We start from the raw sequence: 23,186 nt of genomic DNA on the forward strand, positions 1-23,186 counted from the left end.
CTGGTAGCAACATAGCGCAAGTCGTTGTAATGTGCGGCATACTTATAGCTGTAGCAGTGTTGTGTTTGATGCGTAGGAAAACACGTTAAGCATATTGCTTAATATGTGTGCTACATATTCGAGTAGGTTCTTGAATAGTAAGCTACGCTAAAAACATATATGTACTACGAGGGCGATGGCATCGGTGATGTTATCGCCCTCAATTTTTTGATTTTTGCTTGCGTGTTGCATGCTTTTTAGAAATTTTTTGCGTAGCATAATTTCGGGCGTTTTCTAAAATTATAGAAGCCGTTTTCCCTTATATAACAAGGGTTTGTAGACGTTTTCTAAAAAGTAATATTTTACTTATATTTTTGAAAATATGAGATTATTTTACGAATAAATATTTGCATTTGTACTTTTGCAGTGTTAGCATCATTTTCAACACAAACGAATATCGAATACTTCGGTTGAGGTTTGTGCGTGAACCATAGTCAGCTAATGAGCTTAAGGAGGCAGTTATCATGCGTAACATGAACATGAATGCTGAATCTCACAATGCTCTTAACGCTGCACGTATGTGGTGGTGGCAGTCTTCTCTTTGGCGTGAGTTTACTCTGATGTTTTAGAAGCTGCGTATAAAAGCTTGTAAAAGACCTCCGGGGTAAGCCCGGGGGTCTTTTTGTATACAAGCTTAAATTTTCAAAATAACCAAATCACAAAACAAATCACAAAACAAATCACAACAAAATATTCGATAGCTTTATATGAACAATATAAAGCCCAAACAAGGAGAGAAATCATGGCTCAAGAAATTAACGAAACCGTTAAGGAAACTTATAACAATGATGCAAACGCAACTACTGATGCTGCTGCAGCAATGATGCAAAATGTAAAAGTTAAGCATCATGCGCTGGATATTACTTCGCTGGTGCTGGTTGCTGTACTGTTCGCCGCAGGCTGCATTCTCGATTTCACGGTTGCGAAGTCCCTTTCTATTGGCAACATTCAACCGGAATTTGTTATTGCATCCTTCTGCCTGTCAATTCTGCTGGTTCGTCCTAATATTCTGCAAGGAGCTATTATTGGTGCTCTCGCGGCAACATTGATTCAGTTCAATACGTCGATTCCAGGTCTCGAGTACGCTTGCGATATTCCTGCCGCAATTATTATGACGGCAATGCTTATGGCGTATGTTCGCTTCTTCCCGAAAGACGCCGAGCGTAAGGTGAGTGTTTTCCCATTAATTGCCACCTTTGTAACTACGGTAATTTCTGGTTGCATTTTTGCTCTTATTGCCGCATTCTTCGTATTGCATTCTCCAAACATGGTTCTTGTGATGTTCCCAATTATTTTGGGTACCGCTGTGTTTAATGCTGTTGTTGTTGAAGTTCTTTATACTCCAATTCGACTCGTTTTGCACAAGTAAAACAACATTGAAGAATAAGTAAATAAATTAACTTGAATCAACGTAAACAAATATAAACAAGCATAAATGAATGTAAATAAACATAAATAAATATCAAAAGTCGATAATTAAAATTTGATTATCGCAGTATAAAGGAGAAGATTATGAATCAGGAAATTAACGAACATGCAGGTAACATGATTAATTCTGTAAGCATTAAAAAGCATGCTTTAGATGTTACGTCTTTAGTGTTGGTTGCAGTTCTTTTTGCAGCAGGGTGTATTCTTGACTTTACAGTTGCAAAAGCACTTTCAATTGGAAACATTAAACCAAACTTCTTAATCGCATCATTCTGCCTTGCGATTTTGCTGGTTCGTCCACATGTTATTCAGGGCGCGATTATTGGTGCTTTGGCTGCAACTTTGATGCAATTTAACGCATCTATTCCTGGTCTTAATTATGTTTGCGATATTCCAGCAGCAATTGTTATGACTTTGATGATTATGGCTTATGTTCGCGTTTTCCCTAAGGATGCTGCTAGAAAGTTCAGTATTTTCCCACTTATAGCAACTTTTATAACTACAGTTGTTTCTGGTTTAATATTTGCATCTACTGCATCTTTCTTTGTTCTTCATTCTCCTAAGACGATTCTTGTTATGCTTCCAATCATTTTTGGAACTGCTGTGTTTAATGCTGTTGTTGTTGAAGTTCTTTACACTCCAATTCGACTCGTTTTGCATAAGTAGCACAGTTTGTGTTTGCAATATGTGTTAGGAATGTTTGGTAAATTATATAATCGTTAGATAATAATCAATAATTAGTAATCAATTTATTGGTTTTAAGAGTTAGGAATTATTGTGCCTTTGCTTGAGTTAAAAGATGTGTCTTTTAAGTATGTGAATCGGAATAAAGATGATTCTTTGGACTCTTCAAAGGCACAAGATTCCACTTTTGCACTAAAAGATGTAAGTCTTAGCGTAGAATCTGGCGAATTTGTGGGAATTATTGGCCCTTCAGGATCTGGAAAAACAACTCTTGCTTCGCTTTTTTCTGGTGCTATTCCGCATCATTATTCTGGCGAACTCTTAGGAAGCGTTAAAATTGCAGGTCAAGACACTAAAAATCTTGCTTTAACTAACATTGCTTGCTTAATTGGATCTGTTATTCAAGATATTGATGCGCAAATGGTTGCTGCAAACGTAGAAGATGAGATTCTTTTTGGCTTAGAAAACTTTGGCGTTGCGCATAGCGAAATACCAAGTCGAATAGATGAAGCTTTGCAAATTGTTGGCATTAGTGACTTGCGCAACCGCGATTTAGACACTCTTTCTGGAGGTCAAAAGCAGAAAGTTGCGATTGCTGCTATTCTTGCGCTAAAGCCTAAAGTTATGGTGTTAGATGAGCCTACGTGCGCTTTAGATCCTGTCTCTTCTAAAATGATTTTTTCGATTCTTAAAGATTTGAATAAGAATTTTGGAATAACTGTTGTTGTAATTGAGCAAAAAGTGGCGCTTTTAAGCGAGTATTGCAAGCGTTTAGTTGTGCTTTCTAATGGCACTTTGGCGCTTGATTTACCTTTACCGCAAGCGTTGAAAAACATGGATTTGCTTTATTCTATTGGAATAAATTATCCGCGTACTACGCATTTGGTTAATGATTTGCAGCGTGAGAATATTTGCTATAAAAGCGATTTGCCTGTGTCTGTAGAAGATACAGTAAATACTATTGTTAATACGATTAATAGTGAAAAATCTTTGACTTCACATGTTGATTCACATAGTGATTCGCCTAGTGAATTTGATAATAGTGAGTGCGATTCAAATAAATCGGCGGTTGCTTGCGACTTTTCCCACGAATCGCAAGTCTCCGCACAATCTTCCGCACAAAATAAATCGAAAAACAATTCGCCATGTCTTTCGCTTAAAAACGTCAGTTTTTCGTATCAGAGTGGCGTTAGTGCGCTAAAAAACGTGTCTTTTGAAGCTTACGCTGGAGAGCTTGTAACTCTCGTTGGTAGAAATGGTGCTGGTAAAACAACTATTACCAAAATTATTAATGGTTTATTAAAACCAACAGAAGGCAGCGTAACAATTGATGGCGTTGACACTAAGTCTCTTCGTATCAGTCAAATAGCAAAATATGTTTCTACGCTATTCCAAAATCCTGACCGACAATTATGCAAAGAAACAGTACTTGAAGAAGTTACTTTAAGCTGCACTCTAATTGGTCAGAATGAGGACGAAGCTAAAGCTCACGCAATGGAAATTATTGATGAGTTGGAGCTGGATCCTGAAGCTAGCCCGTTTATGCTTTCGAGAGGACAGCGTCAAATGGTGGCGCTTGCTGCAACGGTAGTGACGCATCCTAAAATTTTGGTGCTCGACGAGCCAACTTGTGGTCTTGATTACAAGGAATGCATGAGAATTATGCAAGTTGTAGAGCGTTTAAGAAAAAACGGTTGCTGTGTGATTATGGTTTGTCACGATATGGAAGTTGTTCTTGATTATGCAACTCGACTTATAACAATTAATGATGGAAAGCTTATTATTGATGGTTCAGCATACGATGTGTTTGAAAAGCCGGAAGTGTGCTCTGCTGCAGCATTGTATCCGCCATTATTATGTTCCGTTTCTCAAGGCCTTGTTGCGCATGGATTTAATAAGTGCAATGGCTTGTATGTGAGAGAAGAATTAGTAGAAGCGTTGCGCGGCGAAAAAATCACAAAACAGACTGTACAAAATCAGCAGAATTAACAGAAGCAATAGAAAACTAAAAGTAGCAAATAGAAGTAAGAAGTAAAGGCGTCTGATATTTATGAAAACTAGATTATTAACCTACCAACCAGGTAACACTTTTCTTCATCGCACTAATCCTATTGCAAAACTAATTCTTGCTGCGAGTGTTGTAGTAAGCGTGTTTATTGCTAAACAGTATTCTGTGCTTATTGCGCTTGTAGCTATTATTTTTATTGGTATGGCTTTTACTGGAGTTGTTAAAGCATTATCTGGTCTTATTAAAGCTATGCTAATAATTTCTTGCGTAATGTTTTTGCTGCAGACTGTTATTGCTCAAAGTGGCAACTATATTTTCTTGTGGTTCACATTGCACGGCATTGATATTGGCGCAAAAGCTGCTTTAAGATTGTTCTGCTTTGCTTTTCCTCTTGTAACAGTTCTAACTGTGACTAAATTAAACGATCTTGCGAATGCTGTAGTGCAATATTTGCACGTGCCATACTGCTACGCTTTTACTATTACAACAGCAGTGCGTTTCGTACCAATTTTTGCTTACGAAATGTCTCAAATCACGGAAGCTCAAATGGCTCGTGGTGTTGAATATGATACTAAAAATCCGTTCAAAAAAATAAAGCTTATGATGCCGCTTATTGTACCTCTTTTAGTTTCTTCAGTTCGAAAAGCAGACAGTTCCGCACTTGCTGCCGAGGAGCGCGGGTTTTATTTGCGTACTCGCAAATCCTCGTATTATAAGTATCAATTCGGGTGGCGCGGATTTTTATCTGTGCTTATTTCTGCGCTTATTATTGCTTTACCAATATGCGCATCAATCTTCTTGCCAAATCTCGTGTAAATTATTTATGCAATAATGAAATAATAAAATAATCTACGAGGCTATTAATGAAAAGTCTAGGGATTTGGCTTAAAGGTGCAAGAATTTACACATTGCCAATAGGCTTAGTACCTGTTGTGGTGGCATTTGCTGTTGCTTTACGAATGATTCGGTTTTCATGCTTTGGGGAATCTTACGTGCATTCTTGGTGGTGTGCTCTTCAATGTCTCCTATGTGCAGTGGTTGCTGTATGTATGCAGATCTCAGTTAATTACGCTAATGATTACTGTGACGGGCTGAATGGTTTAGACGACAATCGTAGCTTACGTGCTGTAAGTGGTAGCAATAATTCTAAGCCATTGTGTGATGTCTCTTGGCGTCTTGCAAATGCTGGTATTAAGCCGAAAGCAGTGCTGAAAGCTGTAATCATTTCTGCAATAATTGCGTGTATTTTTGGTTTTATTATTGTTGTGCGCACAGGAATATGGTGGTTTATTCTGCTAGGAATTGCATGCGTTGCTGCAGCATGGTTTTATGCTGGAGGAAAGCACCCTTATGGTTATAAAGGTTGGGGAGAAGTAAGTGCTTTTGTGTTCTTTGGACCCGTGCCTTTTATCGGAACCTTATGCGCAGTTACCTATGGGATTGGCGTACAAGCTAACAGCATATTTATTAATAACCCGTTAAGAATTTTGACTTGCGTGCTCATGTCTTGTATTCCGGGAGCTTATTCGGCTTGTCTAATGATGGTGAACAATCTTCGAGATATTGCAAGCGATGAGAAGCACGGTAAGATAACTGCAATAGTAAGGCTTGGCGAGCACAACGGTAGGCGTTTATGTGCCACGATGAGCACTATAGCAATGCTGTTATTACTAGCATATTCAGCTTTGATTATTGCTTTACCTTCCGCAGTGCCTTCAATATGGCGTTTTGGTAGTGAGGAAGTTCTCTTCAGTTTTAGCATGATTATGTGCAACGCTAGATGGCATCTATTTGTTGCTGTTTTTCAGTGGATTATATTGGTAGCTCTTGTAATAAAAGCATATAAATTTATTAAATGTGTGATTCGTGGCGATTATAAGAATGCTTTTCCTCTGTGTGTTGCTCAGGCAATGTTTGCTGCTACAGCTGTATTGTTGTCGGCGATTATATAAAATAGCCAAAATGGTGCGAATAATGTACATTTTTTCGCGCGTCTTGTGAATCTTATGATATCATTGATTGACACAAACATGGTGCGCGTACGGTTGTTTGAAGACATGCAGAGTCATGTTATGAGGCGTGAATTTACTACTGTTTGAATGCTGAGCGTGCACGCCGTGTTAATGATGCATGGCGATGTTGCCCTGTGAATGAGTGGCAAGGAAATGAGGTTGTGATATGTCAGTTGCAAATGACAATGAGGGGGCAGAACCGACTGTGCCTGTGGTACTTACTGATGATGAGTTGCGTAAAGCTGCCGATGAGGAGTCTGCTCAACGTGAGCTTAGCAAGAAAAATAGTCACGGCGTTCGAACTGTTGTTGTTGCAGAAGACGAAGCAGTGAACCGTATGGATTTAGTAGCAATGCTTGAAGATAACGGCTATAAGGTTGTTGGTCAGGCTGCTAATGGTCAGGAAGCTATTGAATTAACTCGTGAGCATCGTCCGGACGTAGTTTGCATGGATGTTAAGATGCCGGTAGTTGATGGTATTACAGCTGCTGCTACTATCTGCGACGAAAATATTGCTCCAGTAGTTATGCTGACTGCTTTTTCGCAATCTGATTTAGTAAAACAGGCAACCGGTGCTGGAGCGATGGCGTACGTAACTAAGCCGTACGAGGAGTCTAAGCTTCTTCCTGCGTTGGAAGTTGCAATGGGTCGTTTCAGTGAGATTAACGATTTGTTGGATAGCGTAGAGCGTACAGAAAACAAGTTACGTGACACTGAAGATCAGCTCAAGAAAACTGAAGAAAAGCTCAAGAAAGCTGAAGATACGTTAGAGGAGCGTAAGCTTGTCGACCGTGCTAAAGGCTTGCTTATGGATAAAGCTGGATTCTCAGAGCAGGGTGCTTTCCGTTGGATTCAGAAGACTTCCATGGATCAGCGTATTCCTAAGAAGCGCTTAGCTTTGGCTATTATCGCTAAGTATAGTGATGACAAACCTGAGCCTGAATCTGAAAATTAAGATGTAAGTAGAGCTTATGCTATGGTATAAGCTCACATATTATAACAAGTAAATTACGGAATGTAGGTGAAGAGTCAACAGTGGATGCCAACATCGTCGAAGAACATTATTCGCAGAACAAGAATGATAAGGGGACGTTGTTGGTCGTTGATGGCCACTCGCTTGCATTCCGTGCTTTTTTTGCGATTTCAGTAGATAATTTTTCTACGCGCTCAGGTCAGGCCACTAATTCTGTTTGGGGCTTTATTACCATGCTTTCGGAAGTGGTAAAAAAAGAGCATCCTGATCGTTTAGCTATTGCTTTTGACGTTAAAGGTGGCACCTTCAGAAATACTTTGCTGCCCCAGTATAAAGGGACTCGTGATGCTGCACCTGAGGAATTGCTTTCTCAACTTCCGCTTATTCAGCAATTGTTGACGGCTCTTGGAGTTACCTATATTGAAAAACCGGGCTACGAAGGTGACGATGTTATTGGCACGCTCGCAACTATGGGTGCCAATGCTGGCTATCGTACGCTTGTACTTTCTGGTGATCGCGACGCATTCCAACTCATAGATAACAATATTACCGTGCTATATCCAGGTCAGCATTTCAAAGATTTGAAAGCTATGGATCCTGCCGCCGTATTCGAAAAGTATCGTGTTACTCCTCAGCAGTATCCGGATTTGGCAGCGTTAAGAGGAGAAACTGCCGATAATATTCCTGGAGTACCAGGTGTCGGTGACGGTTATGCAGCGAAGTGGATTAATCAGTTTGGTAGCTTGGAAGGTATTATTGCTCACGCTGACGAAATTACTGGCAAAAAAGGTGAGGCTTTACGCGAAAATATTGACCAAGTGCGCCTTAATCGTAAAGTTAATGCTTTAGTAAGAGATTTGGATCTTGGAGTAAGCGTAGAAGATTTACGTTTCGGCGAAGTTGACGCTGTAAACTTGGGGAAGTTGCTATCTCAACTTGAGTTTGGCGAGTTAAAAAAACGCAAGATTTTGAAAACCTTTAATCTCGTGCCGAAGCAAACTCTTGAACGCAATATGCAGATTATGCTTTCGTCTATTTACAACGATTCCGATACTTCATTTGCAGATGAGGAGTCAGATCAAGAGATTGATGATATTCAATCAATGCTAGAAAAAATACACGTTCATCATGTAAAATCACTGGAAGATTTTCTGAACTGGCAGCGCCGTGTTTCGTCTATTATGAAGCAATCGGCTGATTCGCCTGATAATACTAGCGTGAATTCTGGTGATTTATCTCATGATTTATCTCATGATTCCGATAAAAATTACGGTATTGATGCGTCGAAGCAGTGTGCTGCTCGTATAAAAAATAATACGGAATTAACTTTGTATGCTCACGAGCGAAAATGTGTAGCAAGTAGACATTTTGGTTTGAAAGCAGATTCTCTCGTCATGCTTGTTGGTCACGAAGCGGCAGTATTATATGCTGACGATATTGCTTCAAAAGAAAAGAATATTTTGCCGTCTTTGCGAGAATTTTTGAATGCTCATAGTTCCGCTATGGTGTTGCATGATTATAAGAAACATTTAGCGTTGTTTAAATCTTTGGGAATATTACAGGATAACAGCGAAAATATTTGTATGCCACTTCTTGATACGAGACTGGCATCGTACCTTTTGGAACCTGATTTTCGTGCAGACACTATTGAAACTGTAGTTGAGCATTATTTAGATATTCACCCATACGAGGGTGATGCTGATGCTCAAAAACCTGAGCAGGGTGAGCTTGACCTTCTTCTTGATGATGACACTACGCGTGAGGAAACGAAAGCTGAGGCTGAAGCAAGCAGGCTTCGTGAAGAAAATCTGCTAAGAATAGTGATTCTTACTCGTTCGTTAGCTCGTCAATTCGCTCCTAAAATTGATGCGCGGAAGCAGACAGGGCTTATGTCCGATTTGGAAATGCCGGTTTCGCGCGTGTTAAGAGGCATGGAAGACACTGGTGCTGCAGTAGATTTACAGCGTTTAGAGGATATGTTCCGCAAATTCTCCTCAGACGCAGAGTTTGCGCAGAATATGGCATGGAAGTTGGCAGATAAGCGCGTGAATTTACAAAGTCCAAAGCAACTCCAGCAAATTCTGTTTGAACATTTTGGTCTCAAGCCTACGCGACGCACGAAAAGCGGATCATACACTACTAATGCGGAAGCTTTGCAGGAAATGTATGCGAAAACCGATCCAGATGAAGCGTCAAGCCAATTTTTGGGAGCATTGTTAAAGCATCGTGAAACAAATAAGTTGAAACAAATTGTGCAAAGCTTAATTGAAGCTGCACATTATGACGACAATCGTATTCATACTACCTTTGAGCAAACTATTGCTGCGACAGGTCGCCTCAGCTCAACTGATCCAAATTTGCAAAATATTCCTAACAAAAATGCTACTGGACGTGAAATCCGTGCTGCTTTTGTGCCTGGGGAAGGCTTTGAATCGTTAATGAGCTGCGATTATTCGCAAGTCGAATTGCGTATTATGGCTCATGCTTCTCAAGATAGCACGCTTATTAAAGCATTTTGTTCTGGAGTAGATTTCCATAAGTATGTAGCAAGTTTGGTTTACCAAATTCCAGTAACGCAGGTTAATGCGGAGCAGCGTTCGCATGTAAAAGCTATGAGTTACGGTTTGGCCTACGGGTTGAGCACTTACGGTTTAGCTAAGCAACTTTCTATTACTCCTGCCGCTGCTGAAGTGTTGAAAAATAAGTATTTTGATACTTTCGGAAACGTACACGATTACTTGGAATCTTTGGTTGCGCAAGCCCGAAAACTTGGTTATACGGAAACAATGTTTGGCCGCCGCCGCTACTTCCCGCAGCTTTCTTCAACGCATAGAACTGTTCGCGAGGCAGCAGAGAGAGGCGCCCTTAATGCTCCAATTCAAGGAACTGCGGCGGATATTATGAAACTTGCTATGCTTCGTGTTGATGAAGGATTGCGTAAGGCGAAACTGCTAAGCCGTGTTATTTTGCAGATTCACGATGAACTTATTTTGGAAATTGCTCATGGTGAACAAGAATCAGTGGAAACTGTGGTTCGTCAAGCGATGGAGCATGCTGTAGAGCTTGATGTTCCGCTCGATGTGTCTACGGGTGTTGGAGCAGACTGGCAGCTAGCAGCGCACTAATGGTGCTGATATCTTTTATTTGTATACGTTCTTACAAATATTATATGTGAGCCGAGCGATAGGGGGCATTATGACTACGTTATACGAGGCTGCTAAGGCGTTGGAGCAGTTGTATCCATTGCGTTATGCGGAACAGTGGGATGCCCCAGGACTGATTGTTGGTGATGTGCGTAAACGTTTACAGCGTATTGTTTGCGTATGCGATCCCACATTGGCAATGGTTGATCGTGCGCTTGCAATGGGAGCGGATTTGCTTGTCACTCACCATCCCTTGTTCTTTAGGGCGGTGCACGAAGTAGCAGGCTTTGGGGTACGAGGCGAAATTGTGCGCCGGTTGATTGAGAATAATTGCGGCTTGTGGGTTGGCCATACTAATGCTGATGCGGCTTGGCGTGGGGTTGCTCATGCTGCGGCAGATTCTTTTGGTTTGCACAATCTTCGTCCGCTCGTACCGCAATCTCAGCCAGATTCTTACGGTCATGAAGTTGGTTTAGGGCGTATTGGAGAACTTAATTCTCCGGTTACTTTGCGCGATTTTGCTCATACAGTATTCAATGCTTTGCCTCGCACACATTTTGGAGTGCAAGTTGCTGGTAATCTTGACGCTCAAGTTCGTTCAGTTGCTGTGTTGCCTGGTTCAGGGGACAGTTTGTTTGACGAAGTGCGTGCTGCTGGCGTCGACGTGTATGTTACTAGTGACTTGCGTCATCATCCTGCAACGGATGCTATTGAGCAGGCGCGTTATGAAGCTCAGTTGCGATTTGATTGCGGATTGGAGTCTTCTCAGAACATGCGTCCTATGCTTATCAATACGCCACACAGCGCTATTGAATCGTTATGGTTTAATTATGCTGTTGGCGACATTGCAGATTCCGTTGCGAAAATTTCTGGAGAACGTCCCGAGGTGACTTGGATTGGTGAAGCCTGTGATCCTTGGAATTACGTAATTAATTAAATGCTGTGTAAAATATAAATTTTCAGGTTTCTTGAAATATAAGCAACATGGCGTGAAAACTGTAGAAATATATGCGATACTTATATTATGCATATAAGACCAGGTTCCATGTATCCGCTTGGTGCCAATTATGATGGTGCCGGCGTGAATTTTGCGCTGTTTTCCGAAGTTGCAAAGCGCGTTGAATTATGTTTGTTTGATGAGCACGATAACGAAACGCGTATTGATATGACCGAGCAGAACTCATACGTATGGCACAATTATGTGTCTGGTATTCAGCCTGGCCAGCGATACGGGTATCGTGTCCACGGTCCGTATGATCCATCTCATGGATTATGGTGTAACCCGCATAAGCTGTTACTTGACCCATACGCTAAGGCGATTGAGGGCAATATTGACGGCGATGAAAGTCTTTTCTCATATTGGTTCGCCAATCCGGATGATATTTCAGCGATGAATACTCTGGATTCTGCCGCACACACTATGAAAGCTGCTGTTATTAACCCATATTTCGATTGGGGTAATGATCAGCATCCTATGATTCCGTATCACGATTCAGTCATTTATGAGGCGCATGTGCGTGGTATGACTAATCTCGACAAGCGCGTTCCGGCGGATATTCGTGGCACCTATGCTGGTCTTGCGCACCCAAGTGTTATTTCGTATTTGAAGAAACTTGGTATTACTGCAATTGAACTTATGCCGATTCATCAGTTTGTGAACGATTCATTCTTGCAAAATAAGGGGTTGAGCAACTATTGGGGCTATAATACAATCGGCTTCTTCGCTCCTCAGAACTCTTATTCAAGCTCAGGTCAGCGCGGTGAGCAGGTAAATGAATTCAAGTCCATGGTGAAGGCTTATCATGCGGCCGGCATGGAAGTTATTCTCGATGTGGTTTATAACCATACTGCTGAAGGAAACGATAGAGGCCCAACTTTAAGCTTCCGCGGTATTGATAATCGAGCCTACTACCGCTTGGTTGACAACGATCAACGTCACTATTTTGATACCACTGGCACCGGTAATTCGCTGCTTATGCGCTCGCCAAAAGCATTGCGATTGATTACTGATAGTTTGCGCTACTGGGTGACTGAAATGCACGTTGACGGTTTCCGCTTTGATTTGGCGGCAACACTTGCGCGTCAATTCCAGGAAGTCGATAAGCTTTCCGCATTCTTCGACATTATTGAGCAAGATCCTATTATTTCAAGTGTGAAGCTTATTGCTGAGCCTTGGGATATTGGCGTGGGTGGATATCAGGTTGGTGGCTTCCCTCCAAGCTGGTCGGAATGGAACGGTCGTTATCGTGATTGTGTGCGCGATTTTTGGCGGTCGCAGCCTTCGACGCTTCCTGAATTTGCAAGTAGACTTATGGGTAGCTCTGATTTATATGAGCAGAACGGGCGTAAGCCGGTTGCGTCGGTGAACTTTATTACAGCTCACGACGGCTTTACTATGAACGATTTAGTGAGTTACAACGAAAAGCATAATGAAGCGAATAAGGAAGGCAATTGCGACGGTGCCAATGATAATCGTTCGTGGAATTGCGGTGTAGAAGGACCTACTAATATTCACGATGTGAACGAACTGCGTGAACGTCAGATGCGTAATCTGTTCTCAACTTTGCTTATGAGCCAAGGCATTCCTATGATTTGCGCTGGCGATGAAGTGATGCGTACGCAGAACGGTAACAATAACGCGTATTGCCAAGATAACGCTATTTCGTGGATGAGTTGGGATTGTAACGAAAAACAGCGCGATATGTTTGATTTCGTTGCTAAGCTCATTCATTTGCGACTAAGTCATCCTGTTCTACATCGTCGTCGGTTCTTTACTGGTAGATCGAATGAGGATGACGTTTGTGATATTCCGCAAGTTGAGTGGCTTGACCATAGCGGCACTGTTATGGATATGGAAGACTGGTCAAATACCCATGCCTTATCGGTTATGATTTATTTGAATGGTTCTGATATTCCGGAAACAGACTGGTATGGTACCAGGATGGTTGATAATGATTTCATTCTTATTTTTAATGCGCATTATGAACCAATCACGTTTACTTTGCCAGATAAGCGTTATGGAGAAAAGTGGAAGCTTATTGTAGACACGCACAATCCAAAAGGTCCTGAACTTCTTTATGAAGCAGGTTTTAATATTGTTGCTCAGTCGCGTAGTTTCTTGCTCCTTATGAGTGAGCATAAGCCAGAGCACTAGTAATGGTTGTGTGAGTTTTCATCCACTTTTGAAAGTTAAGGGCAGTGTGGGAGCGCGTTTGTATTTGTGCTTCTGTACTGCCTTTATATTATGTGATTGATTGTGTTGAACGTTGCGTTGAATGTCACTGTTAGCGTTGATAGATGACGTGCGACTTGTCGGTTTGTGATTCTTTATTTGCTATAATCATTTGATTAATTTTTGATTGAAGTCGATCGCTTTGCATGGCTGCAACTTGTCGTGAAAAGACAATAATCCAACCTAGGAAAAGTAAGCATGAAAGTGCTTCCACATTGGTGAGCGTATTATGACCATGAAGCCACTGGTTTCCAGCCCACGAAGTGAGTGCAACTGCTAAATCTGAAGCTATATAAAACGTTCGTGACAGCCGAGGAGCAAGCCACGGAAGACAAACGAGCATAGTGCAGATTAATCCTGTGACGCCTCGCGCACACAAGTCGTGAAGGATGGGGTGTGGCGTGTACCGGAATGTACCTATGCCAATAAAAGCGATACCTCCAAGAATAAGCAGCGCAGCCATAATGGTAATTCGCACTTTGAAATGCTTCGTTTTTTCTTGGCTGTTTCGTGTTAGTATTTCGTGTTGTGTTGCAATAAACTCGCTGATAGCAAAGTAGCTAGTAATAATAATGCAAAGTCCTGCTAAAACAAGTGTTGCGTTAAACATATTGGCGGCAAAAGTTGTACGATCTCCAAGCTGAGAAAAATTATTGTTGTACCAGTAGGGGTCGTCGGACGTTAATCCTGCTGTTGCTGCTCCAGAAATAACAAATAAGGGGAGTAGTGAGGCGACAGTTTTTGCTTCTAGTAGTTCTGCTTGGATAAGTGTTGCGTAACCAACTATTCCGGATAATGCTGAACATAATACGGGAAGATAGCTATTCATTGCTGATCTTCCTATAATCCCGTTGATAATAGAAAGTAGTGCGAAAGACATGAGGAACATGGTTGCGCCGTACATGGTTGAAAGTGCGGTAATTTCAAAAGTGTGTTTTGCGAGGCGTATTAAGTAGCTGCCGGTAAATTTTTTGTTGGTGCGTAAATATCCAATAACGAATGCGTCAACGCTGCAAAGGGCCACAATTCCAGATGCAGTGAGGAAGAGTCGTTGACTTATTTGCCAAATTGCTGGCATTACGGACATGTATAAAGACATAACAATCATGCCGTAGACAGCGCATGCAAGAAATGCTATCAAACCTGCTGCTTCTGTTCGTTGAAAACGTCCCATATAAACCCCTCTGTGGTGCAACTTACTCTATTGTAGCTTGTGCTGGTGGAGATGCTTTCTGTGTTCTCGCATCAGTGTGTCGCGGATTTGCATTTGTCATAAATGTGCGCTATAGTAATTGATTGTGCTTGGAAGCCAGGTTGTGGTTTTGAAGCATCGGGGTGTAGCGCAGTTTGGTAGCGCGCCTGCTTTGGGAGCAGGATGTCGCAGGTTCGAATCCTGTCACCCCGACCATGAGCCCGAGTCTTTGACTCGGGTTTTTGTTTATTAATATTGAATGATATCGCCCAATTTTTCCTTTTATCTTATAGATTTCTATTTTTCTCTAGGCACTCTGTTGAATGATGTCATACTAGTGTGTATTGTTGAACTGTTGGGCTTGTACATGCAGTAATTGCGTGTGTGAGCTTTACTAATGATTGAATATTGACTCGGGAGCCGCAAGGCTGAGAGGAAGCGTAAGCTTCGACCGATTGAACGTGTGTTAAGTAATATTAGCAACGGACGTCGCTCTTTTCCCGTGCCCCAATCTATCTATTCATAGAAAGAAAGGCACTTATTATGTCTACTGTTGAAAATTCGGAAGTAAAACATTCTAACCGTTGGCGAGTTATTGATATTGTTATCGCCGCAATTATCGCCGTTGCCTCTGGTGTATTGTTCTGGGCTTGGGACATTGTGTGTGCAGCTCCTACTAATCTTTTCGCAAGCCTGTTGCCTGGCGCTGAAGGTTTGTCTAATGGTTTTTGGCTTTTTGCTGGACCTTTAGCTGCAATAATCGTGCGTAAGCCTGGTGCTGCATTATTTGCTGAAACTTTAGCTGCGTTTGTTGAACTCATGCTGGGCAATCAGTGGGGCGTTGGCGGATCTTTGATTGTTGGTATTATACAAGGCATTGGCGCAGAACTTGCGTTCATTTTCTTCATGTATAAGGCATGGAACTTGCTTTCTACCGTTATTTCGGGTGCGTTGGCAGGTTTGGCTTGCTTCCTTTACAATTGGACTAGCGGTGGCCAGGGCTGGAGTGTTCAGTACATTACAGCAAATGTAATTACTTCTATTATTTCCGGTTTCATTATTGCCGGCGTGCTGATGTGGGTTGTGCAAAAAGCATTAGCTGCAACGGGTGTTCTCGATCGTTTTGAATCAGGCCGCCCTCAAGCATTAGTGTGAGCGCTTAAAGAAAGTGCTTGAAATCTTAAACTATCGTGTTCTAGTGCTTGCAAAAGCATTAAAACACGATAGTTTGTTCATATAATGCTTCGGTAATGAAAGTTTGTTATTATGCAACTTGCAGATAATGTCGCATGGGCTCCTGCGAGCGTTGTTGCTCAAGACTGGGGTTGGCGTCACACAACGCGTAAAGATTTTGTATTACGTCATGTAAATATTGATATTAAACCAGGCGAACACGTGTTATTGCTGGGCGCGTCTGGAGCTGGTAAAAGTACCTTAATGGCAGGTTTGGCTGGTGTTCTTGGAGACGAAACTGAGGGCATGGCAGAAGGTAGCCTTTGTATAGATGGGGTTGAGGCAAAGGATGCACGTGGCAGAGTCGGTTTGGTTATGCAAGATCCCGATTCTCAGATTATTCTCGAACGAACTGGTGATGATGTTGCTTTCGGCAGTGAAAATCTCGGTATTCCAGTAGAAGAAACGTGGAAACGAGTACGTGAATCTTTACAAGCAGTTGGTTTGGACGATATTACTTCAGGAAGTGAAGGTCTTCGTCGATCGACGCAATGTTTATCTGGAGGGCAGCGACAACGCCTTGCATTAGCTGGTGTGCTTGCTATGCACCCTGGACTGTTGTTATTAGATGAGCCTACAGCCAATCTCGATCCTGAAGGAGTAAAGCAAGTACATGACGCGGTAGCCAATGTGCTTGTAAAAACTGGTGCCACTATGGTAGTGGTTGAACATCATATTGATATTTGGATGGATCTTATCGACAGAGTGATTGTAATTGGAAAACCTTCCCAACATCACGCTGACGATACTGACGATACTGGCGATACTGACGCTAACGTTGGCTGCGTTATTGCAGACGGCGATCCAAAAGAAGTATTTGCACAATTTGGTGACATGCTTGCAAACGGCGGTGCTTGGGTTCCTGGAAGAACTATTACATCGTTTGCTCCGAAAAAAGAATATAGTTGTGACGATAAATCGCAAGATCTTGCACTTTATACTCGTGACTGTTCCTTCGGAAGAACAGTGCCGTTAGCTCAGCATGTTAATATTGGCTTTCGTTTTGGTGAAGTAGCTGCGCTCATGGGACCTAATGGTGCAGGAAAAACTACTGTAGCACTCACCCTTGCAGGCCTATTAAAACCTCTTGAAGGAAGCGTGTGTTTAGCGAAAGATTTGGTTCCTGAAAAGCGAGATAATAATCTTTGGACGTGGAAAAGCCGTGAATTGCTGGGACGCATTGGCATGGTGTTCCAAGAGCCTGAACACCAGTTTGTAACGTCGTGCGTACGAGATGAAGTTGCTTTAGGACCAAGAAAGCAAGGCAAAAGTGAGCAAGAATCTTACGATATTGCTGACGCAATGCTGGAACGTATGAATCTGAAACGTTTTGCGCTAGCTAATCCGTATACCTTATCTGGCGGTGAAAAGCGTCGCCTTTCTGTTGCTTCGTTGCTGGCTGCAGCTCCCCGAGTAGTTATTATGGACGAACCGACGTTTGGTCAGGACTTTACTACGTGGACGGCCATGGTTGAATTGATTGCGCAAATTCGAGACAGCGGTTCTGCAGTTATTATGGTTACGCACGATGACGCTTTAGTAGAAGCATTGGGTGCTCGTGTAATACGTGTTGAGCATGAGGAGAGTGTTGATCCTGCGTGCGAGCAGAGCGAAAGGAACGTGTAATATGAAGTTGCGTAGTGTATCAGAAAATTTCGCTAATAATGTAAGTTCTAAAGCGGATCTTAATCCGAAAGTTGAGGAAGATCTTGCTAAGGTTTCTTCTATAAATGTCACTTCAGCTTCGCAACGTGTGGAACACGAAAGGCTTGTATCACCATCGTGGTTTATTCGTAAACTTAATCCAATAAGCCGTTTCATTGGAGCTTTGCTGCTGTGTTTGCCGATGTTTGTTACGTTAGATATTGTTTCAGCTTCTATCGCATTCGGTTTGGATATACTGCTATTGGCAATTGGTGGCGTTATGCCGTGGTATGTTTTACGTCACACTTGGCCGGTTTGGATTGCTGCTTCAGGCAGTTTCATATCTGTACTTTTATACGGTCAAAGCTCCGGAAACGTGCTGTTCCAATTCGGTTGGATGCACGTAAGTCAAGGCTCGTTATATTTAGCTTGTTGCACATTTGTCCGTGTTGCAGCAGTGGCGGTTCCGGGCGTTATACTGGCGCTCGGCTTAGATCCTACTGATTTGGCAGATGGATTAGTGCAGATTTTGCATTTTTCTCCACGCTTTGTGTACGGTGCGTTAGCTGGATTGCGCATGTTTACTTTATTACAGGACGATTGGCATGCTTTTGGTTTGGCACGTAGGTCTCGCGGCATTTCAGACGGTAAGGCTTTACAACGCATGCTTTCGCAATCTTTTGGTTTGCTTGTGCTTTCTATTCGTCGTGGAACTAAGCTCGCAACCGCTATGGAAGCGAGAGCCTTTGGCAGTACTGTTAAACGCGTTCCAGCGAGAAAATCCAAATTAACAGTATTTGATTGGGTGTTTTATCTGATTAGTATTGCTATTCCAACTATTGCTCTTTACACTTCAATTCGAACAGGGTATTGGCATAATGCGTTTATTCGTATGTAATTTCGCTATAATTTAGTAGCTAGTAACGTAAGAATGCGCAGAAAAGCTTGAGATTATTGTGCGTACCGTACATGCGTACCGTACATGTTGCTCGCTAGTATCGTAGTATGAATGAAATGATGAATCCTTGCAGTTGCCTTAACCTTTGGGCCGCGCCATTATGTGATACGCCACTCAACGCGACGGTAAATATTCCAGGTAGCAAATCATTATCGAATCGGTATTTGATACTTGCAGCACTTGCAAAAAAACCTGTGATATTACAAGGATTGTTGCGTTCTAGAGACACGGAACTTATGATAGATGCGCTCAAAGTTTTTGGCGTCACATGTGAGTCTCTTAACGTTGAAGGGACTATGGTTCGCGTGGAGCCTCCTGAATCTGGAATATTCAATGTTCAGGAGGGGAGTGTTGTAAATTGTGGTTTAGCTGGAACGGTGATGCGTTTCGTTAGTGCGTTAGCGCTTTTTGCCGACGGTCCTGTGCGATTTGATGGTGATGAGCAGGCGTATGCACGTCCTATGAAACCAGTACTTGATGGTTTGGAGCAGCTTGGTGCGACAGTTACGTACCATGGTGCAGTCGGTTTTTTGCCGTATACTATTACGCCTCCGCAGCGTGAAATTTCAGAAGATAATTTGAAGAAAATTGTGCGCATTGATTCGTCTGCGTCATCTCAATTTATTTCTGCTTTGTTGCTTATTGGATCCAGAATTTCTGGTGGATTATATCTTGAACATACTGGCGCAACTTTGCCGAGTATGCCACATATTCGTATGACGATGGATGATATTCGTAAGGCTGCTGGCACTGTACGAATGTGCGAACCTAGTAGTTGGAGTGTTTCGGAAGCGCACTTAGTTTTGCCAAATGTGGTAGTTGTTGAACCTGATTTGTCAAATGCAGCACCATTTTTGGGCGCAGCATTGATTGCTGGAGGCACAGTTAGGGTTCCAAACTGGCCGAAGAATACAACTCAGCCAGGGGGTTTGCTTCCAAACTTGCTTGAGCAGATGGGTGCTGTAGTTAATTTTGAAGAAGATAGTGCTAATAGTGAATCTGGAGTGCTTTCTGTTACTGGCAATGGTAGTATACGTGCAATTTCTTCGCTTGATTTAAGTGCAGCAGGGGAGATTGCTCCGAGTATTGCGGCTATTCTTGCTTTTGCGGATGGGGCAAGCGAACTTCACGGTATTGCACATTTGCGTGGTCATGAGACGAATCGTTTGGCGGCGTTGGTAGCTGAATTGAAACGTGTTGGAATTGGTGCGGAAGAACTTGACGACGGTATTCGTATTGAGCCAAGTAAGCATATTTATGGGGAAGTTATGGAAACGTATGCTGATCACCGTATGGCTACGTTTGCTGCAATGCTGGGGCTGAGAATAAAAAATATACGCGTCAAGAATATTGTTACAACTCGAAAAACGATTCCTGATTTTCCGGGCATGTGGCATAAAATGCTTGCATAACAAGTTTGCATAACAAGTTTGCATAACAAATAATCCCGAGCCTTATTCGACTCGGGATTATTTATATCTATTCAAATTTATTTTTATTTATTATTTCGCTCTGTTTAGCGAAACTGTTCAGCGCTCAAACTTGTTGCCGTAGCTGTCCTCGCCAGCTTCAGCAATAGCTGCAGCCTTGCGTGCAATTGCCAACTCTTCGTTCGTTGGAATCACAGCAATAATCACAGAGCTATCTGGAGTGGAAATAACGCGTGGCTCCTTAGAACGAACAAGGTTCTTTTCCTTATCGAGCTTAACACCGAATGGCTCAAGCTTTTCGCATACGCGCGCGCGCACAATTTCATCGTTTTCGCCAACACCAGCGGTGAAGGTAATAACGTCAACGCCACCCATTTGAGCAGTGTAGTTGCCAATGTAACCAACAATGCGATGTACGTATACGCCGAGAGCAAGCTCAGCGTTCTCGTCACCTTCAGCAATAAGCTTATGAATATCGCGCAAATCGCCGTGGCCGGTCATACCCATCATGCCGGAACGCTTGTTGAAGAGAGTGTCAAGCTCGTCCACGTTCATGTGAGCGTTACGAATAAGGTGGAACACTACTGCCGGATCGATATCGCCAGTACGACCACCCATCATCAAACCCTCGAGTGGAGTTAAGCCCATAGAGGTTTCAACTGGCTTGCCAGAAATCTGAGCAGAAGCGGAAGCGCCGTTTCCAATGTGCAAAACAATCTGCTTCAGACCTTCTGCTGGCTTGCCAACAACCTGTGGCACTACGGAACCAATGTACTCGTGAGAAGTACCGTGAGCGCCGTAACGACGAATGTGGTAACGGTCTGCAATTTCCTTATTCAAAGCGTAAGTTGCTGCAACCTGTGGCAAAGCATGGAAGAACGAAGAATCGAATACCATAATTTGTGGAACATCTGGCAAAAGCTCAGTCATGACTTCAGCGCCAACAGCTTCTGGGCCGTTGTGGAGTGGAGCCAAAACTGCCAAATCCTTAACCTTATTAATCGTCTTCTCGTTGACTAATGCAGGCTTAGGGAATGTTAATCCACCCTGAACAACGCGGTGACCTACAGCAACAATGCCGGATTCAGAAAGCTTCGGACCATATTCTTCGAAGAATCCAAGTACGCGCTTTAAGCCTTGCTCGTGGTCGTGAACTGGCTCATCGAACTCATGCTTTTCGCCATTGAATACGTGCTTGTAGTGGCCGTCAACTGGTTCACCAATCTTTTCAACGATGCCGGAAGCGAGACCTTCGCCGCTTTCCAAGTCAACGAGCTGATACTTAATCGAACTGGAACCAGAATTGATAACAAGAACGGTTTTTGCCATGTGGGCATCCTCCATAAAGTATTGATAAGGCTTGTAAATTGCCACGCTCTAGTTTACCTTTAAGTTCCTACAATACGGAGAGTTATTTTACGCATTGTAGGAACTTACTCAGTATAGGTCGTGTTTAAGGTATTACTTTGTAATTATTTTCTTAAATTTAGCTGAACGTCCTCATTCCGATTGTGCTTCAATAGCAGTTAAAGCAACGGTATTTATAATATCTTGCACTAATGCGCCTCGAGATAAATCGTTAACAGGCTTATTTAATCCTTGCAAAATAGGTCCAACTGCTAATGCTCCGCTGGAACGTTGTACAGCCTTGTATGCAATGTTTCCGGCGCATAAATCAGGGAACACGAACACATTTACGTGACCCGCAACAGGATTATCTTTTGCTTTAGTTGCAGCTACGGTAGGTGACCAAGCGGCATCAAACTGAATAGAACCGACAACTGCCAAATCGGGAGCTTTTTCTTTGACTATCTGCGTTGCTTCCTCTACGGTGTCAACGTCTGGGCCTTTGCCTGAGCCTAGTGTGGAGTAAGAAAGCATACCCACCTTAGGTTCAATGCCGAAGGATGCAGCCGTGTTTGCGGATTGAATAGCAATGTCAGCAAGCTGTTCTGCGCTTGGATTTAGATTAATTGCGCAATCTGCGAATACTGCCACGTGGTCCTTGAAACACATAAGGAAGGCGCCGGAAACAAGCTTGGATTCTGGCTTTGTTTTAATAACTTGCAATGCTGGGCGTACGGTGTTTGCTGTTGAATTTATAGATCCAGAAACGAGGCCGTCAGCTTGACCTAGTACAACAAGCATTGTGCCAAAATAGCTGGCGTCAGCAAGTTGCTCGCGTGCTTGTTTTTCTGTCATGCCTTTTTTAGCTCGTAGCTCGCACAGTTTGGCAACCATGTGACTAAGCATTGCTTCGTCGTGCATGGACTGGAAGCTCGCTTTGTGAAGAGAATTGAGATTTAGTTCTTCTGCGCGTGCAAGAATAGTGTCACGTTCTCCAATAATAATAATATTTACAATGTCTCGTTCAAGCAGATAGTCTGCTGCTTTCAAAATACGATCTTCTTCGCCTTCTGGAAGCACGATAGTTTTTTTGCTTGCTTTTGCTTTGCCGAGCAAACTATATTGGAATGCATACGGGGTAATAGGGGCATTATACGGTTGACGGAGTGCATTGATAACGTCATTTTCGTTTACGAATCTAGCAAATGTTTGTAATGCGCATTCAGTTGTTTCATTTTCTAATTGTGGAAGCACCCATAATGGAATTTGGCTTACTCGCGTTGCATCTTCGCTAGAATTTGCATAATTCCTGGCAGTGTAGTCGCGCATTAATTCTGAGCCTAAACCTTCGCTGCAACCGGTAACGAATACTCCTAAAACTTGTGTGCAGGATTTCAGAATACAAGCATTAGCTGCGTCAATAGTTTGTAGAATTTGCTGAGCATCCCTATTTTTAGCAGAAACCGTAAGGAATACAGGTGAGGCCAAGTCTGCTGCAACGGTTGCGTCAAAAGTAAATAAGTCAGGGTCGTAAATTGGTGTTGCGTCGCTTGCAATAATAACTGAGGCTTGAGCGTCAGTGGTAGCTAATACTTCATGATACCTTGCAACAATATCTCCGCGAACTGTTTCTTTATGAGATAAAATTGTTTCAGGGGTTTTTGATATAACTTGTTCTACTGTGGTTGGCGTGTTTGTAATGCGAAGAAGATTGTTAGTAAAATCGTCGTTGAGCTGTGCAGATGGTCGAAAAATAGTAGTGTGATAATGGTTAACTAATGCTTTGGTGACACCAAGCGCGACGGCATTGCGTCCAAGCATATCTTCGTTGCCAATAATCGTTACGTTGAGGTGTGACACGAT

The 23,186-nt window shown here is 42.5% G+C and carries 16 protein-coding genes and 1 tRNA gene; 14 read left to right on the top strand and 3 right to left on the bottom strand.

Annotated features, from left to right (window positions below):
* The first annotated feature begins 781 nt into the window (after positions 1–781).
* The 9 genes from AXE77_RS00355 to glgX all read left to right on the top strand — a co-directional run bounded on the left by AXE77_RS00355 (position 782) and on the right by glgX (position 13,441).
* Positions 782–1,408, top strand: a complete 627-nt coding sequence (locus AXE77_RS00355) for a tryptophan transporter (RefSeq protein ID WP_116711607.1) — start codon at positions 782–784, stop codon at positions 1,406–1,408.
* Between the two features lie 143 nt (positions 1,409–1,551).
* Positions 1,552–2,133, top strand: a complete 582-nt coding sequence (locus tag AXE77_RS00360) for a tryptophan transporter (protein WP_116711608.1) — start codon at positions 1,552–1,554, stop codon at positions 2,131–2,133.
* A 111-nt stretch (positions 2,134–2,244) separates the two neighbouring features.
* Entirely contained in the window at positions 2,245–4,140 is a 1,896-nt protein-coding gene (locus tag AXE77_RS00365; RefSeq protein WP_116711609.1) for an ABC transporter ATP-binding protein, read from the top strand.
* Between the two features lie 61 nt (positions 4,141–4,201).
* Positions 4,202–4,975 carry an energy-coupling factor transporter transmembrane component T family protein gene (locus AXE77_RS00370; protein ID WP_116711610.1) on the top strand — a complete coding sequence of 258 codons (774 nt, stop codon included), beginning with the start codon at positions 4,202–4,204 and terminating at the stop codon, positions 4,973–4,975.
* A 47-nt stretch (positions 4,976–5,022) separates the two neighbouring features.
* Positions 5,023–6,111: a 1,4-dihydroxy-2-naphthoate octaprenyltransferase gene (gene menA / locus AXE77_RS00375; protein ID WP_116711611.1), complete on the top strand. Its 1,089-nt coding sequence runs from the start codon at positions 5,023–5,025 to the stop codon at positions 6,109–6,111.
* 226 nt (positions 6,112–6,337) lie between these two features.
* The gene (locus AXE77_RS00380) at positions 6,338–7,126 is read left to right on the top strand and encodes an ANTAR domain-containing response regulator (protein ID WP_116711612.1); all 789 of its coding nucleotides are present in this window, start codon (positions 6,338–6,340) and stop codon (positions 7,124–7,126) included.
* A gap of 80 nt (positions 7,127–7,206) precedes the next feature.
* On the top strand, positions 7,207–10,269 hold the full coding sequence (polA, locus tag AXE77_RS00385) for a DNA polymerase I (RefSeq protein WP_116711613.1): 3,063 nt from the start codon (positions 7,207–7,209) through the stop codon (positions 10,267–10,269).
* Between the two features lie 70 nt (positions 10,270–10,339).
* Complete coding sequence (locus AXE77_RS00390; protein WP_116711614.1) at positions 10,340–11,224, top strand: Nif3-like dinuclear metal center hexameric protein; 885 nt, start codon at positions 10,340–10,342, stop codon at positions 11,222–11,224.
* A gap of 87 nt (positions 11,225–11,311) precedes the next feature.
* Positions 11,312–13,441 carry a glycogen debranching protein GlgX gene (glgX, locus tag AXE77_RS00395; RefSeq protein ID WP_116711615.1) on the top strand — a complete coding sequence of 710 codons (2,130 nt, stop codon included), beginning with the start codon at positions 11,312–11,314 and terminating at the stop codon, positions 13,439–13,441.
* Positions 13,442–13,571: 130 nt separating this feature from the next.
* Here the strand turns inward: glgX and AXE77_RS00400 are convergent, their stop codons facing one another.
* Positions 13,572–14,693 (bottom strand): ABC transporter permease, encoded by a 1,122-nt coding sequence (locus AXE77_RS00400; protein ID WP_116711616.1) that lies wholly within the window; start codon positions 14,691–14,693, stop codon positions 13,572–13,574.
* A 157-nt stretch (positions 14,694–14,850) separates the two neighbouring features.
* Here AXE77_RS00400 and AXE77_RS00405 point away from each other — a divergent pair.
* The 5 genes from AXE77_RS00405 (at position 14,851) to aroA (ending at position 19,958) form a co-directional block, all read left to right on the top strand.
* Positions 14,851–14,927 (top strand) — tRNA-Pro (locus AXE77_RS00405).
* Between the two features lie 327 nt (positions 14,928–15,254).
* The gene (locus AXE77_RS00410; RefSeq protein WP_116711617.1) at positions 15,255–15,866 is read left to right on the top strand and encodes an ECF transporter S component; all 612 of its coding nucleotides are present in this window, start codon (positions 15,255–15,257) and stop codon (positions 15,864–15,866) included.
* Positions 15,867–15,977: 111 nt separating this feature from the next.
* The gene (locus AXE77_RS00415; protein WP_116711618.1) at positions 15,978–17,570 is read left to right on the top strand and encodes an ABC transporter ATP-binding protein; all 1,593 of its coding nucleotides are present in this window, start codon (positions 15,978–15,980) and stop codon (positions 17,568–17,570) included.
* A 1-nt stretch (position 17,571) separates the two neighbouring features.
* Positions 17,572–18,486 carry an energy-coupling factor transporter transmembrane component T family protein gene (locus tag AXE77_RS00420; RefSeq protein WP_116711619.1) on the top strand — a complete coding sequence of 305 codons (915 nt, stop codon included), beginning with the start codon at positions 17,572–17,574 and terminating at the stop codon, positions 18,484–18,486.
* Positions 18,487–18,605: 119 nt separating this feature from the next.
* Positions 18,606–19,958 (top strand): 3-phosphoshikimate 1-carboxyvinyltransferase, encoded by a 1,353-nt coding sequence (gene aroA, locus AXE77_RS00425; protein WP_430886640.1) that lies wholly within the window; start codon positions 18,606–18,608, stop codon positions 19,956–19,958.
* Positions 19,959–20,075: 117 nt separating this feature from the next.
* On the opposite strand, the gene AXE77_RS00430 is transcribed toward aroA, so the two are convergent.
* Both AXE77_RS00430 and pta read right to left on the bottom strand, forming a co-directional pair.
* The gene (locus tag AXE77_RS00430; RefSeq protein ID WP_165846008.1) at positions 20,076–21,305 is read right to left on the bottom strand and encodes an acetate/propionate family kinase; all 1,230 of its coding nucleotides are present in this window, start codon (positions 21,303–21,305) and stop codon (positions 20,076–20,078) included.
* A gap of 171 nt (positions 21,306–21,476) precedes the next feature.
* The gene (gene pta, locus AXE77_RS00435; RefSeq protein WP_116711621.1) at positions 21,477–23,183 is read right to left on the bottom strand and encodes a phosphate acetyltransferase; all 1,707 of its coding nucleotides are present in this window, start codon (positions 23,181–23,183) and stop codon (positions 21,477–21,479) included.
* Between the last annotated feature and the right edge of the window lie 3 nt (positions 23,184–23,186).

This window comes from Gardnerella massiliensis, assembly GCF_003408845.1.
Classification (GTDB): domain Bacteria; phylum Actinomycetota; class Actinomycetes; order Actinomycetales; family Bifidobacteriaceae; genus Bifidobacterium; species Bifidobacterium vaginale_H.

Bases quoted from the DNA above. Each gene is read 5' to 3' on its own strand.
- AXE77_RS00355 (WP_116711607.1), top strand. From the start codon at position 782: ATGGCTCAAGAAATTAACGAAACCGTTAAGGAAACTTATAACAATGAT.
- AXE77_RS00360 (WP_116711608.1), top strand. From the start codon at position 1,552: ATGAATCAGGAAATTAACGAACATGCAGGTAACATGATTAATTCTGTA.
- AXE77_RS00370 (WP_116711610.1), top strand. From the start codon at position 4,202: ATGAAAACTAGATTATTAACCTACCAACCAGGTAACACTTTTCTTCAT.
- menA (WP_116711611.1), top strand. From the start codon at position 5,023: ATGAAAAGTCTAGGGATTTGGCTTAAAGGTGCAAGAATTTACACATTG.
- AXE77_RS00380 (WP_116711612.1), top strand. From the start codon at position 6,338: ATGTCAGTTGCAAATGACAATGAGGGGGCAGAACCGACTGTGCCTGTG.
- AXE77_RS00390 (WP_116711614.1), top strand. From the start codon at position 10,340: ATGACTACGTTATACGAGGCTGCTAAGGCGTTGGAGCAGTTGTATCCA.
- glgX (WP_116711615.1), top strand. From the start codon at position 11,312: ATGCATATAAGACCAGGTTCCATGTATCCGCTTGGTGCCAATTATGAT.
- AXE77_RS00400 (WP_116711616.1), bottom strand. From the start codon at position 14,693: ATGGGACGTTTTCAACGAACAGAAGCAGCAGGTTTGATAGCATTTCTT.
- AXE77_RS00410 (WP_116711617.1), top strand. From the start codon at position 15,255: ATGTCTACTGTTGAAAATTCGGAAGTAAAACATTCTAACCGTTGGCGA.
- AXE77_RS00415 (WP_116711618.1), top strand. From the start codon at position 15,978: ATGCAACTTGCAGATAATGTCGCATGGGCTCCTGCGAGCGTTGTTGCT.
- AXE77_RS00420 (WP_116711619.1), top strand. From the start codon at position 17,572: ATGAAGTTGCGTAGTGTATCAGAAAATTTCGCTAATAATGTAAGTTCT.
- aroA (WP_430886640.1), top strand. From the start codon at position 18,606: ATGAATCCTTGCAGTTGCCTTAACCTTTGGGCCGCGCCATTATGTGAT.
- AXE77_RS00430 (WP_165846008.1), bottom strand. From the start codon at position 21,305: ATGGCAAAAACCGTTCTTGTTATCAATTCTGGTTCCAGTTCGATTAAG.